Here is a 14,029-nt window from a genome sequence, read left to right on the forward strand (position 1 = left end):
CTACCTCCGGGGGCGGCTCCCGGAGCGCCCCCATGCCCGATAAAGGGAAAATCCGAGAGACAGAAGTGCCAGTACAAGAAAGAGCAAACTCAATGGCTGCGTAAACAGGGGGAGCATGCTGCCCTTGCCCATGATAAGCGCCAGACGCAGCTGCTTTTCAAGCATCTTACCAAGCACAAGACTGATGATCATGGGGGTGACGGGATACCGGAAACGATGCAGCAGATAACCCACCACACCAAAGAGCACGGCTGTCCACATATCAAACAGACTGTACCCCAGATTGTAACAGCCCACCGTACTGGCCACGAGCACCACCGGCAGCAGAAACTTCTTGGGAACCAGCAGGAGCTTGGGCAAAATGCGCCGGCCCAGCGCCATCATGAACACGAACATGAGCAAAGCATTGACGGCAAAGGAGGCATATACACTGCCAATGAACTGCGGATTTTCGCTGAAAAGCAGAGGACCGGGTTCCAGCCCGTGCAGCTGCAGGCCGCCCATGAGGGCCGCGCTCACCACATCTCCGGGAATGCCCAGGGCAAGCATGGGGATGAGGGCGCCGCCAATAACGGCATTATTGGCACTTTCTGACGCAAGGACGCCCCCCACATTACCCTGCCCGAATGTTTCCGGCTCCGGCGAAGCCTTCTTGGCCTGATCATAGGCAACAAAATTGGCCAGACTGCCGCCAATGCCGGGCATGATGCCGATGGCTACGCCGATAAGACTGGAACGGACCAGGTTGGGCAGCCCCCGCACAAAATCGATCCAGCCAAAGGAAGAGGTTCCTTCCACACGGACCGTGTGATGCAGCGCTCCCGTCACGCCCTTCTCGCATTCCCGGAACACCTCGGCCACCACAAAAAGCCCGATCATGGCGGGGACGGCATTGATGCCATTGGAAAGACAGGACAGCCCCATGGTATTGCGGGGCAGACCATTGATGGGATCCATGCCGATGGTACAGATAACCAGGCCCAGCAGCGCAACGACGAACCCCTTGGGAATGGAATCTCCCGACAGGCTCACCACGGTAGTCAGGCCAAAGAGAATGACCGCCACATACTCAAACGGTCCGAACTGGAGGGCCAGGCGGGCAAGCTGGGGCGCAACCCCCACAAGAAACAGCCAGCCCATGAGCGTCCCGAAAAGATTGGCCACAATGCCGGCCCCGAGCGCCTTGCCCGCCAGCCCCTGCTTTGCCATGGGAAAGCCGTCAAAGGCTGTGGTGATGGAGGAAGGGGTGCCGGGCATACCCAGCAGAATGGCGGAAACAAGACCGCCGGAAATACCGCCGATATAGACCCCGATGAGCAGGGAAACCCCTGTGATGGCATCCATGCCATAGGTAAGGGGCACCAGCAGGATGACGGCAAGCGTGGCAGTAAGTCCCGGAATGATGCCAAAGAGAAGACCGAGCAGCACGCCTCCGGATAAAAGAGGCAGCGATGTGAGGTCAAATGCGGCAAAGGCCGCCACAAGGACGTCAAGCATGGTCGTTGTCCTCTCAGGCCGTGCCACCTAAAACAGGATGGTGTCCGGCAGATATATTTTGAACAGTCGGAAAAAGGCAAACAGTACAGCCGAAACAGCCAGGGCGTACACCAGATTTTTCCACCAGTCCCGCAGGCCGGACTGACGGTCAAGCAGAAATGGCATCAGTCCCAGATAACAGAACGTACAGAGCAGAAATCCCACTGACGATATCCCCGCCACATAGGCGGCAGCCACCAGTACGGGCAGCACCGCCCACGGGCGCTCATCGGCGGGCTGGACCGCGCCTGCGGCCGACAAGAAAGCACCGCAGAGAACACGCAGCAGACAGACACCGGCCAGCAGCAGCCCCACCAGCAACGGATAGCCCGACACACCGAGGTAGTCCTTCTGCAAGGAAAAGGCAGGCTCCTCTATGCCCAGGGCACACCAGATGCCCACCCCTCCCAGAACAACCAGCAACAGATACTCCATACTCTTCATACGGCCTCCAGGCCGGAGAAAGTGCCCGTGGGCGCCCTTCCCCAGGCCAGACAGACTCAGCGACAGAAATCACTTCCTGACAAGAAACTCCACAAGCTTGGCCACGTTACGCTCATCCTCGCGGAAGGTTCTGGCCCAGTCATCGGCATTCAGGAACAGCCCCTCGGCCACCTGCTGTGTGGCAAATTCCTGAAACTCCCTGCTGGCAACAGCCTTGCGCAGGGCTTCGGCCAGCACCGTACGGGCTTCTTCCGGTATGCCACGCGGGGCAAAGACGCCATTGCGCAGGACAAGCGCATTGCGTATGCCCAGGTCCGCGGCATATTCCGGGGAATCAATTCCCGGAAGCCTGTCGTCGCCCACAACAAGAATGACGCGCTGCTCGCCCGACCGGACAAAGCGTGCCATGTCCGCATTGGGTGCGGTACGCATATCCACACGCTTGCTCATGAGCGCCGTCACAGCTTCATTGGCGCCGTCAAAGGGAATGATTTCCACCTTATTCAGAATATTCTTGCGGATGAGCACATCCAGAAGTGCCAGATGCGCCACGCCGCCAAGCCCGGGAATGGCAATTCTGTACTTGCCAGGGGCCTTTTCCACCGCGGCAATGAATTCCGACGCCCGGGAAAAGGGGGAGTCCGCATTGACCACCAGCGAATTGGACATGACCAGCGTCTGCCCCACCATGTCGAAATCGGACCAGCTCATGCCGATCTGTCCCAGCGCCTTCATGGTAATGAAGGCCGAGTGGTGCAGCAGCAGGGTATAGCCATCAGGGCGGGCGTTCTTGACATTGCGCAGCCCTTCCTGGGTATTTCCGCCGGGGATGTTCACCACGATGACCGGATGGGGCAGAAGATTATGCGTTTGAATCACTTCTGCCAGCTTCCGGGCAGTGAGGTCGCTTTGCCCTCCGGCCCGATAGGGAACAATGAGCCGGACTTCCTTTTCGGGAAATGCGGCAAGGCTTCGCGCAGGATGACCAAACAGAAAAATGCTCAGAGCGCACACAACTGTCAGCAAAAAAGGTGTCTTCATATATTCCCCCGTGGTTTTTCAGGGTGTGGATGGACGGACATGTAGCCGCTACACCATACTTGATGCACTCTACGGGTAGCAAAACACATACCAAACAATAAAATAAAAAGAAAACAATGAGATAGCTATTTGAGGTCAGAAAGAATATGTTGCATAATAGCCGAATGTGTTGCACACTGTTGCAACATATCTCGCTCGCGGGAGACTGCCATGCCTCAGCCCTCACCCCGAATTCTCTTTGCCGCACCGGACGAATCCTTCACCGCAACGCTGCATCAGGCCCTGTCCCCCCTCGCGGACAATATTCTTGCCGTCAACGGCCTGGAAATGACGCCACCGGACATCATCGCCTATGCCCGGGCCTCATCCATTGAGGTCATCGTCAGCCGGGGCGGAATTGCGGAATTTCTGCGCGAGGAACAGGTCGACGATGCCGACGCCATCCCCGTCGTCAGCGTGCAGGTATCTCCCTTTGATATCATTGATGCCATTCGCAAAGCCCGGCAGACAAGCCATCGCATTGCCTTCATTGCCTATGCCGGCATGCTTGAAGGCATTCAGAAGATCACCGCCCTTTTTGACATTGACGTGCGCCTCATCTACCGCTCCTCGCCATGGGACTGTGTGGAGTCCGTCTTCAATGCCCTGGAAAACAACGCGGAAATCATCATCGGTGATGCACGGGTGGTAAAAATATGCCGGGAAAATGCCATCCCTGCCGTACTGCTTGACTCCAGCGAAGAATCCATACGCCAGGCCTATGCCTCGGCCCTGACCATCACCACAGCACGGGACAATGCACGCAGGGAGGCCCGGCTGCTCTCTGCCATACTGGATCAGCTGCCGCAGGGAATCCTGGCCCTGGATGACGACGGGAAGGTGCTCTACGCCAATGCAGAGGCGGCACGCATGATGGAACAGGGGAAACGGCACCTTGCCGGCCAGACTGCCGCACGTCTGCCTCTGTTTCAGAAAGCCCTCTTTGCCTCCCTGCTGCACGAACCATCAGGCAGAGCATCTCTGACGGACAGACGGCAACGCGCCATTTCTGCCCTGTGGCAAAGGCTGTCGGCACCCGTCGGCGGCATGGCAGGAATTGTCACGCTGGACCCCAGGTCCAGCCCAGCCCCGGCAAGCCTTCAGGAGAGGGGACATGAAGCCCGCTTTTCCTTTGATGACATTGTGGGCCACGCCGCAACCCTACGCAGGGCCAAGCACATGGCGCAGAAGTATGCCCAGACCGATGCCACCGTCCTCCTGCAGGGGGAAACCGGCACGGGCAAAGAACTCTTTGCCCATGCCATCCATCTGGCCAGCCCCCGCCACAACCAGCCGTTTGTGGCGGTCAATCTTGCGGCACTCCCGCAAACCCTCGTGGAGAGCGAACTTTTCGGCTACGTGCGGGGCGCTTTCACCGACGCACGGCGCAGTGGCAGACAGGGCGTCTTTGAATCGGCCGGACAGGGAACCGTCTTTCTTGACGAAATTGGCGACATGCCGCTGGAGATGCAGAGCAGGCTTCTGCGTGTTCTTCAGGAAGGGGAGTTTTCCCGACTGGGTGATGACCGACTGCTGAAAGCCCGTTGCCGCATCATCGCCGCCACTAACCAGCGCCTAGAGGACGCTGTACGGCAGGGACGCTTCCGGGCAGACCTCTACTACCGCCTGGCGGTCCTCAGGCTGGATATTCCCAGCCTCCGGGAACGTATGGAGGACATGCCTGAACTTGCCCGCCATTTTCTGCAACGGGAATGCGCCCGCTACGGGCGTATCCCCGGCGAGATCACCGCCGGCGCCCTGCGCCTGCTGACAGAACGGGACTGGCCCGGGAACATCCGGGAACTACGGGCGCTCATGGAGCGCAGTGTACTGCTGTGCGAGGGATCGCCGGTGATCATGGACGAAACGCTGCTGCGTGCCATGCTGGGAAGTGCACCCCCAAACCAACCGCTGCACAGCCTGCCGGAACGAGAGGCCATTCTCGAGGCCATGCGCCAGTGCGGCAACAATCGAAACAAGGCTGCCGCCCTGCTTGGCATGCACCGCTCTACTCTCTGGCGCAAGCTCAAGAATCTGTAAGCAGGTATGTACTTCCCCGTGCGTTCCGGGGAACGGGAAAATGCCCAGGTGGACTTTCCTGCGCAGGAGGGCGCACAGCAGAAAGAGCGGCACAGCGCATACAACGGCCCCAGAGCGCCCGCGTTTGCCCGTTGCAGGCCGTCTTTACGCCGGCCGCCATAGCAGCAAGCGCCGATCCCGGGCAAAGACAATGCCCGGCGCCGACCTGCCATTGTCACCCTGCTGTGCCCCCAAAACGCCGTTGCACGGACAACGCGCTCACGCGTCTGGATTCCAGGTATAATTGACGCCATTCTTTCCCGACGACTTGACGCGATACACCCGCTGATCAGCAGCGCGTGCAAGCGTGGCATAGTCGGTTCCGTCGTCAGGGGCAAAGGCAATGCCGATGCTGCTGGAAATGGTATAGTGGTGCCCCGTATTAAGCGCGAAAATCCTGTCGCACAAACGGCGTGCGCAGAGGAGAGCATCCTCCTTGCTGCGGAGATTGCGCAGAAAAATGATGAATTCATCGCCACCGATGCGTCCGGCAATGTCCTGCCCCTGCCGGATACCGGCCTTGAGAATATTGGCTATGCGGATGATGACCGTATCGCCGACATCATGGCCGAACGAATCATTGATGGATTTGAAATTGTCGATATCAATGAAGAGCAGGGCCGAAAGCGTCATGTCCTGCAAGGCTGCGGCAATCTCCGCACAGGCAGCCTGACGATTCAGCAGGACCTTCTTGCTCTCCTTATTATAATAGCGGTATTCCAGCTTTTTTCGTCTGTAGCCCCTCTCCGGGTCAATGACGCCGGTATAGAGGGTATGGATGCCATGCAGTTCCAGCATCTCGCAGACGCGGTCAAGGCGCATTTCCCTGATGACCATTTCCCTGTCTTCCGGGGGAACAAAGGTCTCCGCATAGCTCACAATGGTCGATTCGTAATCGTCGCAGATAACGGGCGGAAGCGTCTTGTTGTCGCTTCCGCCAAACATGATATAGCTGTTTGCCTGCGTATCAAGATAGATAAAGTAATCACATCTGTCATACACATACATTTGTGAGATATCTTTTTGCAGGCACTGATAGGCCGTTGCCCTCTTGATCAGAAGATAAATACAGGGAGCATCCCTGTCCGCAATGACCTTGACGGAAAGCCAGCGTTCCTCCCCAAAGGTGACATAGCCGAAATCAATGCTGTCTGCCTGATGCTCGCGGTACGATTCCAGGGCTTCAAGGGACAAATCATGAAGAATCCGCGCATGATCCTTGCGATGGAGAAAACGCCTGAACGCACGCAGCAGGGCTGTATAGGAAAATTTTTTGCCGTGATGCCGCTGTAATTCTCCCGTAAATATCTGGCATTCGTCCCTACTGGGATCTACCCGGACAACTGCCAGAAAAACATGATTCAACAAATCAATAAATTCTTCCCGCAGCAGATGCGCCTGATCTGAAAAAGACGGACTTTTGCCTGTACTCATACCCTGCCTCATGCGTTTTCGGCAATATCCTTGCAGGAAGCGCGCAGAACAGCACGCTCAGAAAACCCGGAAGTTGCTGCCTTGCAGCAACAGCCCGTGCCCAGTCCGATGCCGGAGATGGCCATACGCGCCGGCACGGGCAGGACGCACGCAGAAGCCATTGCCCCCGGCATGGCGCGCTCGCACGTCCCGGTCCTGCCGCTGGCAGGCCATGGGCCAAGCCGGCCACGCCGGGGAAAAGCGCACCAGAAACTGGCGCCACGCGGCACACAGCACCGGCACAGCGCCCTGATGGAGCGCCCGGCATCCCGCGCTGCCCTCCCCGGTGGCACTCAGGAAGACATGCTGCCGGCAGCTGCCAAACCCTCTGCGGCAGGACATGCGCAGGGCGTGCCGAAGACTTTTCCCTTCTCTTCCGGCACAAGTGTATAAAGAATCATGAAATTGGCAAAGCGTGACGCATGGCCTAGCCCCGGCGCCGCCACTGGCTGAGCAGCACACCGGCAATGACCAGCAGCGAGGCCGCATACTGCGACGGCAGAAAAACCTCGTGCAAAAAGCAGACGCCGATGATCAGCGTCATGACAGGAATGAGATTGGTATAGGCCGCGGCCTGTGCGGCGGAAAGGCCATGCACGCCCACATTGTAGAGGCCGTACCCGCCCAGGGAAACCACGCAGCCCAGGTAGACCACGCAGGCCCAGGGCGCCCAGGACGGCAGATCAAGGCCCAGATTCACCGGCTCTGCCGTGGAGGGGGCCAGCAGACAGAGCGTGCCGAAAAAGCCCAGCCCCACCAGCGACTGCACCAGGGTGATCTGCAACGGAGAATAACGGGCAGACAGGTGCCGGGCCGTCACGGTATAGAGCGCACCGCAGACAATGGCCAGCCCTTCCAGCAGATTGCCCAGCACGGGCCGGGGGGCACTTTCCTGGGGGGCGGCAGCCAGCGTCAGCCAGATGACGCCGGCCACAGCCACGCCGAACCCCAGCCAGCCCAGGCGGCCCACCCGCTCACGCAGGGCAAGCCAGGCCAGCAGACCCACAAAAAGCGGCAGGGCGGCCACGATCATGCCGGCCTGCGAGGCCGTGGTAAAGCGCATGGCATTGGCTTCCAGCAAAAAATAGCAGCCGGGTTCGCACAGGCCCATGAACAGCAGCCAGCCCCAGCCGCCCTGACGCCGCAACGCGCGCCAGAGGCCGGGCAGCACGGGCAGCAGCACCAGCGTGGCCGCGAGCATGCGGCCGAACATGAGGGTGACCGGGTCCAGGCCGGTAAGCGCAATGCGCATGGCCGGATAGGACGTACTCCAGAACAGCATGGCCACCAGCAGGGCCAGATGCGGCAGCAGACGGGAAAAGGCAGGGGGCATGGCAGGCCGGGGGTTACAGGTGGGGACAGAACGTCCGGCAGCCTATGCCATCCCCCGCGCGATTTCAAGGCGGCCCATCCCCCGGACCAGCCGAGACTTGCCCCCGGCGCCATTAGAGGGTATGCAGGGACACCATCCCAAACGCGTGGAGGTTCCTATGACGTTACGTCTTTCCCGTTCCATCGTGGGTGAAGCTGAAGCCGAAGCCGTGCGCCGTGTCATCGTTGAGGACGGTTACCTGGGCATCGGTGCGGAGACCCGCCGCTTTGAGGAAGAGCTGGCCGCCTGGCTGGGTGTGGAGCGCTGGCAGATCATCACCGCCAATACCGGCACGGCCGCCCTTACCCTGGCCGTGGACAGCCTGCTGCCCGACCGCCACACCGGCCGCCCGCCCAAGATTCTTGTGCCCTCGCTGACCTTTGTGGCCTCCTTTCAGGCCATCACCGCCGCCGGCTGCCGGCCTGTTGCCTGCGATGTGCTGCCCGAAACCGGCACCATTGACCTGGCCGACGCCGAAAAACGCCTGGATGGTGACGTCATTGCCATCATGCCCGTTCACTATGCCAGCAATCCGTGGCAGATCGACGAGGTCTACGATTTTGCCCGGCGCAAGGGACTGCGCGTCATCGAAGACGCGGCCCATGCCTTCGGCTGCCGCCATCAGGACAAAAAGATCGGCAGCTTCGGCGATCTGATCTGTTTCAGCTTTGACGGCATCAAGAACATCACCTGCGGCGAAGGTGGCTGCCTGGTGGCCTTTGACCGGCAGTGCGCCGCCCGCGCGGCCGATGCCCGCCTGCTCTCCGTGGAGGGCGACACCCAGTCCCGCTTTGCCGGAACCCGCACCTGGGATCCGGATGTGAAGCGGCAGGGCTGGCGCTTTCACCTCAGCAACATCATGGCCGCCATCGGCAGGGTGCAGCTCTCCCGGCTGGACGGGGAATTCATCCCGGCCCGGCGCGCCCTGTACGACCGCTATGCGCAGGGACTGGCCGGACTGGCCGATCTGCGGCTGCTGCGGACGGATCCCCAGGACTTCATCGTGCCGCACATTCTGCCTGTGCGCATCCTCAACGGCCGCAAGGACGCCTTCAAGGCTGCCCTGGCTGCCCAGGACATTCCCACGGGCGTCCACTACAAGCCCAATCACTGGCTGACCTTCTTCCGGGAAAGCGGGCAGCTGCCCCTTCCCGCCTGCGAACAGCTCTTCGGCGAGCTGGTGACCCTGCCCCTGCATCCGGGCCTGAGCATGGATGACGTGGACGAGGTCTGCCGCGCCGCACGCGCCGCCCTGGCCTGAGCCGGCAAGGATTCGCCATGACCTTTGAAGAATACCGGAAACTCGTGCGCTCGCTCTTTGCCCGGCGCTGGGTGCGCTATGTTTTTGTGGGGGGGCTGTCCGCCTTCTGCTACATCCTGCTGGGCCTGCTGCTGGTTTCCTGCTGGGGCTGGCCCATGCTGCTGGGCAATGCCCTGGCCTATGCGGCAAGTTTTCTGGTGGCCTACTGGGGGCAGCGCCGCTGGACCTTTGACATTGCGCAGGCTCCGCACGGCCCCATGCTGCGCCGCTTTGCCGGCGTGCAGGTCTTCGGCCTCGTCTTCAATGCCCTGCTGGTCCTGCCCCTGAGCCATGCCGGCCTGCCCTACGGTCTGGCCATGCTGCTGGCCTCGGTGCTGGTGCCCGTGGCCGTGTATCTGCTCTGCCGCTTCTGGGTTTTCCGCGCGGTGGAAACCCTGGCCTCCCGCGAAACAGACCCGCGCTTCCTGCCCCGTCCCGGGGCGGGGGATGACCTCTGGCAGCAGCCCTGCGGCAATCCGCCCGCGGTTTCCGTCATCATGAACTGCTACAACAGCTCGGCCAAGCTGGAAGAGGCCCTGCGCTCGCTGGCCGCCCAGACCTTCACGGACTTCGAAGTCATTTTCTGGGACAACTGCTCCACCGACGAAAGCCCCCTCATAGCCCAGGCCTTTGCCCCGCTGCGGGGACGGCTGCGCTATTTCCGCGGCGAGGTCAATGTTCCGCTGGGCGCGGCGCGCAATCTGGCCCTGCGCGAGGCCAGGGGCCGCTACATTGCCTTTCTGGACTGCGACGATCTGTGGCGCCCCGAAAAGCTGGCCGAACAGGTGGATATCTTCGAGACGGACCCGCAGGTGGGCCTGGTCTGCACGGATACGGAAATCTTTGACGGACGGCGCGTGCTCAAGCGCCTGTTCCGGCAGTCCCGCCCCGTGGACGGCATGGCCTTCCGGGAACTCATGCAGCGTCAGTGGATTTCCATGTCCTCGGCCATGCTGCGCCGCAGCGCCCTGGAATCGCTGGCGCCCCTGCCCGCCGACGGCACGCCGCCGCCATGGTTTGACGAAAGCCTCAACGTTTGCGAGGAGGCCGATGTCTTCTACCGCGTGGCCCATGACTGGAAACTGGCCCATGTGGACCGCCCGCTGACCCTCTGGCGTGTGCACGGCGGCAATACCACCTTCCGCAAGTTCGGCCAGTTTGCCGACGAAACCCTGCGCATTCTGGACAAGCACTGCCGGCTCTATCCCGGCTATGAAAAGGAATATGCGGATATCGTGGCCATGCTGCGTCAGCGGGCCGCCTTTCAGCAGGCCATTGCCCTCTGGCGCGACGGCCGGGGCCGCGAAGCCCGTGCCCTGCTGGCCCCCTTCCGCTCGGCCTCGCCCAAACTCTGGCTGTTCCGCCTGGTCAGCCATCTGCCCGGACGCTGCTTTGATGCGGCCGCGCGCCTGTACTTTGCCCTGCCGGCCTTTCTGCGGCGCTGAGCGCAGACCACTCCAGCATATGCCCACAGCCCGGGGAGGCGCACGTCGCACGACGTGAGCCTTCCCGGTTTCGTTTATGGCGTATCTGCCCGCCCGCACGGGCAGCCTCCCGCAGGCCCCCGGCGCAGCACGCCGGCCCCTGCGGCTCCTCTGTGCTCCGGTCCGGCCTTTCCGGCTGTTGCCGCTTTCCGCGTCGGCCCGTTGCGGGATTCATGCCCCGGGCTTCTTCCCGCCGTCCCCGCATCGGCCCGTGGCGGGCGCTTCCCGCCTCCCCTTCCGCGAAAAACGGACAAAAAAAGCGCCACGGTTCCTGACGGTTCCGTGGCGCGTGTTCGTTGTCTTGTCCGCTCTGGTTGTTGCCGGGGGCCTACTTGTCCCCCACCACAAAGGCATGCGGGTAGCTGCGCCGGAGCAGGTCCAGCATGGCCCCGGCCCGGGCCGTATCAGGCCACGGCCCCACCTGCACGTTCCAGAGGTCATTGCTGCCAAAATAGATGCGTCCCGTATAGCCGGCCTCACTGAGCTGCCGGATGAGCCGCTGGGCATTGGCCTTGACCCCGAAGGCTCCCACCTGCACGTAGTAGCTGCCCATGACATCGCCATCCGCCCGGACTTCAGGAATGCCGCCGCTCAGGCTCTGGATGCGTACCCGCGTCGTGCCCTTGCCGATGACATCCAGGCGCTGGGCCGCGCCCTTGGACAGATCGATGACACGATCATCCACAAAGGGGCCACGGTCGTTGATGCGCAGGATGAGGGAACGCCGGTTGGCCAGATTGGTCACCCGCACCCGGGTCCCCAGGGGCAGAATCTTGTGGGCGGCCGTCATGGCATACTGGTTATAGCGTTCGCCGCTGGCCGTGGTCTTGCCATGAAAGCCCGGCCCGTACCAGGAGGCCACGCCCTCTTCCACAAAGCCGTGCGCGGACTTGAGCGGATAATAGGTCTTGCCGCGGATGGTATAGGGCTTGCTGCCGGGCACGCCTCCCTTGCGCCAGGAGGAGGAACCGCAGCCGTTCAGCAGCGTTGCGCAGAACAACGCCAGCAGCAGCACGGCCGCAGCGCGCATAACGGCACCACGCCTCATGCCGGCCGGCCGTCCGCGGCAGAGGCTTCGGCATGCCGCTCGCTCAGGGAGCGCAGCAGCTCCTGGCCGTCCTTGTCCAGGCGCTGCAACGAACGGGCACGCAGCAGCAGGCGTTCGGCCTCCTCCGCGCGCCCGGCCTCCAGAAAGTTTTCCGCAGCCAGATGATAGAGACGCTGGGGCCTGTCCCCGTACAGGGCGCGCATCAAGTCGGAAAACAGCACCCCAAAGGCCCGCCGGGCCGTGTCTTCCTCCACGGCCAGCCAGCGGGCCAGATGCCCGTTGCCGCCCCGTCCCTCCAGATAGCGCGTCAGCAGATAGAGGCCGTGGCGCAGCACGTAGAGAATACGCTGCAACTCGCGGGCAGAGCTTTCCGCCGTCTGCGAGGCCAGCTCGTGCAGCGGGTCGTACAGGTCTCCGGTGACGGAAGGCGCACGGGAAAGCTGGGCCAGACGGCTGGCATAATGCTGCCGCTGGAAGGCATCCTCACGCAGCTTGACGCATTCGTGAAAGGCATAGCCGATGCACCAGTCCAGCAGGGCCTCCACCGGAGCCTGCATGGTGAGGCCCGTGGGATGCACGCTGCCCGCAAACTGCCAGAGCAGGATGGCATCAGGGGGCGGCGTGTCGCCGACGGTATTGCGGAAAAGATGATGGGAAGTATCCTTCAGCCGCCAGAAGACGCCCTTGCGGTTGACCTCGCCCAGCAGATCGCGCAGCGAGGCATAGGACACAAGGCCGTCGCGGGAAAAGAGCCGGCTCTGCTCGTCGATGCCCAGATAGACCGTGCAGTAGTCGCGCACCAGATCGCGCACGAAAAAGCCCCGGCGGGCCAGGAGCCAGCGATGACTCACTGCTCGGCCTCGCGCAGCAGCAGTTCGGCCACGTTGATGTCATAAATGCGCAGGGGGTCGGCGTCGGCATTGCGTTCCTCGCGGTAGAGCTGCGCCGCGTCCTGCAGCACCCGGTAGGGAATCCAGCCATGCCGTTCCCAGACTTCGGGCAGCTCATCCTGCCAGAGGCGGAATTCCACCACGCTATCCTGCCGCCGCACATAGACGCGTACCTTGTGGTTGCCTGCCTGCGGATAATAATAAAGGCCGCGTTTGTCTTGCATAATTCGTCCTTCCTGTATGGGGGCATGTGCCCGCGTGCAGCGCTTATATCCTTAAAAGGGTCCCTTTGCCAAGAGCACAGCCCGGCCGGCCCTGACCAGGGGCAAGAAAAACTCCCGGGCCAAGGCAGTTGTCATTGCCCGACAAATGAGATATGAAAGAGCGAGTTTCTGTTGCGGACCGTGCTCCGAAACGCCTCAAGGCACTGGGATGCCCCGGCGAAGCCTGTTTTCCCGGACAGGCAGGTGCGCTCCGTCAGCGTCTCGGGCGTGATCAGTCCGCACCAACGTACCTGCCCCCAGAGCGGTACGCTATCTGCGGTTGGAGCACCGGCTCCGGACACGCGCGAAGGCACATCACGCAACGCCGTGATACACACAAACCATGTGGAGGTATGGCAATGGCGAAACATGCAACCCCCCTGTTGGACCAGCTGGAAAGCGGCCCCTGGCCGAGCTTTGTGTCCGACATCAAACAGGAAGCGGCCCATCGTGCCGCCAATCCGCAGGGTCTCGACTATCAGATTCCCGTCGACTGCCCTGAAGACCTGCTGGGCCTTCTGGAGCTTTCCTATGAAGAAAAGGAAACGCACTGGAAGCACGGCGGCATCGTGGGCGTGTTCGGCTACGGTGGCGGCGTTATCGGCCGTTACTGCGACCAGCCCGAAAAGTACCCCGGTGTGGCCCACTTCCACACCATGCGCGTGGCTCAGCCCGCCGCCAAATTCTATCACACCAAGTTCCTGCGCGACCTGTGCGACATCTGGGATCTGCGCGGTTCCGGCCTGACCAACATGCACGGCTCCACCGGTGACATCGTGCTGCTGGGCACCCAGACCCCCCAGCTGGAAGAAATCTTCCACGAACTGACCCACAAGATGAACGTGGACCTGGGTGGTTCCGGCTCCAACCTGCGTACCCCCGAAGCCTGCCTCGGTCAGTCCCGCTGCGAATATGCCTGCTACAACACGCAGGACATGTGCTACCAGCTGACCATGGATTACCAGGACGAACTGCACCGTCCCGCCTTCCCCTACAAGTTCAAGTTCAAGTTCGACGGCTGCCCCAATGGCTGCGTGTGCGCCATGGCCCGTTCCGACTT

Annotated in this window: 11 protein-coding genes and 1 pseudogene; 4 read left to right on the top strand and 8 right to left on the bottom strand. The window is 61.7% G+C overall.

Going from position 1 to position 14,029, the window contains the following annotated elements:
• The 3 genes from Q0J57_RS08900 to Q0J57_RS08910 all read right to left on the bottom strand — a co-directional run bounded on the left by Q0J57_RS08900 (position 1) and on the right by Q0J57_RS08910 (position 3,021).
• Positions 1-1,497, bottom strand: a complete 1,497-nt coding sequence (locus tag Q0J57_RS08900; protein WP_297219402.1) for a tripartite tricarboxylate transporter permease — start codon at positions 1,495-1,497, stop codon at positions 1-3.
• 27 nt (positions 1,498-1,524) lie between these two features.
• Positions 1,525-1,980, bottom strand: coding sequence for a tripartite tricarboxylate transporter TctB family protein (locus Q0J57_RS08905; RefSeq protein WP_297219404.1), 456 nt, complete (start codon positions 1,978-1,980; stop codon positions 1,525-1,527).
• A 69-nt stretch (positions 1,981-2,049) separates the two neighbouring features.
• Positions 2,050-3,021, bottom strand: a complete 972-nt coding sequence (locus Q0J57_RS08910) for a tripartite tricarboxylate transporter substrate binding protein (RefSeq protein ID WP_297219406.1) — start codon at positions 3,019-3,021, stop codon at positions 2,050-2,052.
• Between the two features lie 210 nt (positions 3,022-3,231).
• Here Q0J57_RS08910 and Q0J57_RS08915 point away from each other — a divergent pair, with 210 nt between their 5' ends.
• Positions 3,232-5,100: a sigma 54-interacting transcriptional regulator gene (locus tag Q0J57_RS08915; RefSeq protein ID WP_297219408.1), complete on the top strand. Its 1,869-nt coding sequence runs from the start codon at positions 3,232-3,234 to the stop codon at positions 5,098-5,100.
• 258 nt (positions 5,101-5,358) lie between these two features.
• On the opposite strand, the gene Q0J57_RS08920 is transcribed toward Q0J57_RS08915, so the two are convergent.
• A complete protein-coding gene (locus tag Q0J57_RS08920) occupies positions 5,359-6,333 on the bottom strand; it encodes a GGDEF domain-containing protein (RefSeq protein ID WP_297219410.1) in 975 nt (324 codons plus the stop codon).
• Positions 6,334-7,039: 706 nt separating this feature from the next.
• Positions 7,040-7,945 (bottom strand): DMT family transporter, encoded by a 906-nt coding sequence (locus Q0J57_RS08925; RefSeq protein WP_297219412.1) that lies wholly within the window; start codon positions 7,943-7,945, stop codon positions 7,040-7,042.
• 157 nt (positions 7,946-8,102) lie between these two features.
• Between Q0J57_RS08925 and Q0J57_RS08930 the strand changes: the two genes are divergently transcribed.
• Together Q0J57_RS08930 and Q0J57_RS08935 are read left to right on the top strand one after the other, a co-directional pair.
• Positions 8,103-9,245, top strand: a complete 1,143-nt coding sequence (locus Q0J57_RS08930; RefSeq protein ID WP_297219414.1) for a DegT/DnrJ/EryC1/StrS family aminotransferase — start codon at positions 8,103-8,105, stop codon at positions 9,243-9,245.
• A 17-nt stretch (positions 9,246-9,262) separates the two neighbouring features.
• On the top strand, positions 9,263-10,729 hold the full coding sequence (locus Q0J57_RS08935; protein WP_297219415.1) for a glycosyltransferase: 1,467 nt from the start codon (positions 9,263-9,265) through the stop codon (positions 10,727-10,729).
• 367 nt (positions 10,730-11,096) lie between these two features.
• Here the strand turns inward: Q0J57_RS08935 and Q0J57_RS08940 are convergent, their stop codons facing one another.
• From Q0J57_RS08940 to Q0J57_RS08950, 3 genes are read right to left on the bottom strand one after another with little or no spacing between them, the layout of a single operon-like run.
• On the bottom strand, positions 11,097-11,798 hold the full coding sequence (locus tag Q0J57_RS08940) for a septal ring lytic transglycosylase RlpA family protein (protein ID WP_297219417.1): 702 nt from the start codon (positions 11,796-11,798) through the stop codon (positions 11,097-11,099).
• Between the two features lie 14 nt (positions 11,799-11,812).
• Positions 11,813-12,667, bottom strand: coding sequence for a hypothetical protein (locus Q0J57_RS08945; RefSeq protein ID WP_297219419.1), 855 nt, complete (start codon positions 12,665-12,667; stop codon positions 11,813-11,815).
• A complete protein-coding gene (locus tag Q0J57_RS08950) occupies positions 12,664-12,930 on the bottom strand; it encodes a hypothetical protein (RefSeq protein WP_297219421.1) in 267 nt (88 codons plus the stop codon). Before Q0J57_RS08950 ends, Q0J57_RS08945 begins: the two co-directional genes overlap by 4 nt.
• Before the next feature lie 398 nt (positions 12,931-13,328).
• On the opposite strand from Q0J57_RS08950, the pseudogene Q0J57_RS08955 reads away from it, so the two are divergent.
• Positions 13,329-14,029, top strand: a pseudogene (locus Q0J57_RS08955) (sulfite reductase, dissimilatory-type subunit alpha); the annotation flags it as partial.

Origin of the sequence: uncultured Desulfovibrio sp. (assembly GCF_944324505.1) — a bacterium.
Taxonomy (GTDB): domain Bacteria; phylum Desulfobacterota; class Desulfovibrionia; order Desulfovibrionales; family Desulfovibrionaceae; genus Desulfovibrio.

Coding starts and splice junctions, on each gene's coding strand:
- Q0J57_RS08930 (WP_297219414.1), top strand. CDS start 8,103: ATGACGTTACGTCTTTCCCGTTCCATCGTGGGTGAAGCTGAAGCCGAA.
- Q0J57_RS08900 (WP_297219402.1), bottom strand. CDS start 1,497: ATGCTTGACGTCCTTGTGGCGGCCTTTGCCGCATTTGACCTCACATCG.
- Q0J57_RS08915 (WP_297219408.1), top strand. CDS start 3,232: ATGCCTCAGCCCTCACCCCGAATTCTCTTTGCCGCACCGGACGAATCC.
- Q0J57_RS08950 (WP_297219421.1), bottom strand. CDS start 12,930: ATGCAAGACAAACGCGGCCTTTATTATTATCCGCAGGCAGGCAACCAC.
- Q0J57_RS08905 (WP_297219404.1), bottom strand. CDS start 1,980: ATGAAGAGTATGGAGTATCTGTTGCTGGTTGTTCTGGGAGGGGTGGGC.
- Q0J57_RS08925 (WP_297219412.1), bottom strand. CDS start 7,945: ATGCCCCCTGCCTTTTCCCGTCTGCTGCCGCATCTGGCCCTGCTGGTG.
- Q0J57_RS08935 (WP_297219415.1), top strand. CDS start 9,263: ATGACCTTTGAAGAATACCGGAAACTCGTGCGCTCGCTCTTTGCCCGG.
- Q0J57_RS08940 (WP_297219417.1), bottom strand. CDS start 11,798: ATGCGCGCTGCGGCCGTGCTGCTGCTGGCGTTGTTCTGCGCAACGCTG.
- Q0J57_RS08910 (WP_297219406.1), bottom strand. CDS start 3,021: ATGAAGACACCTTTTTTGCTGACAGTTGTGTGCGCTCTGAGCATTTTT.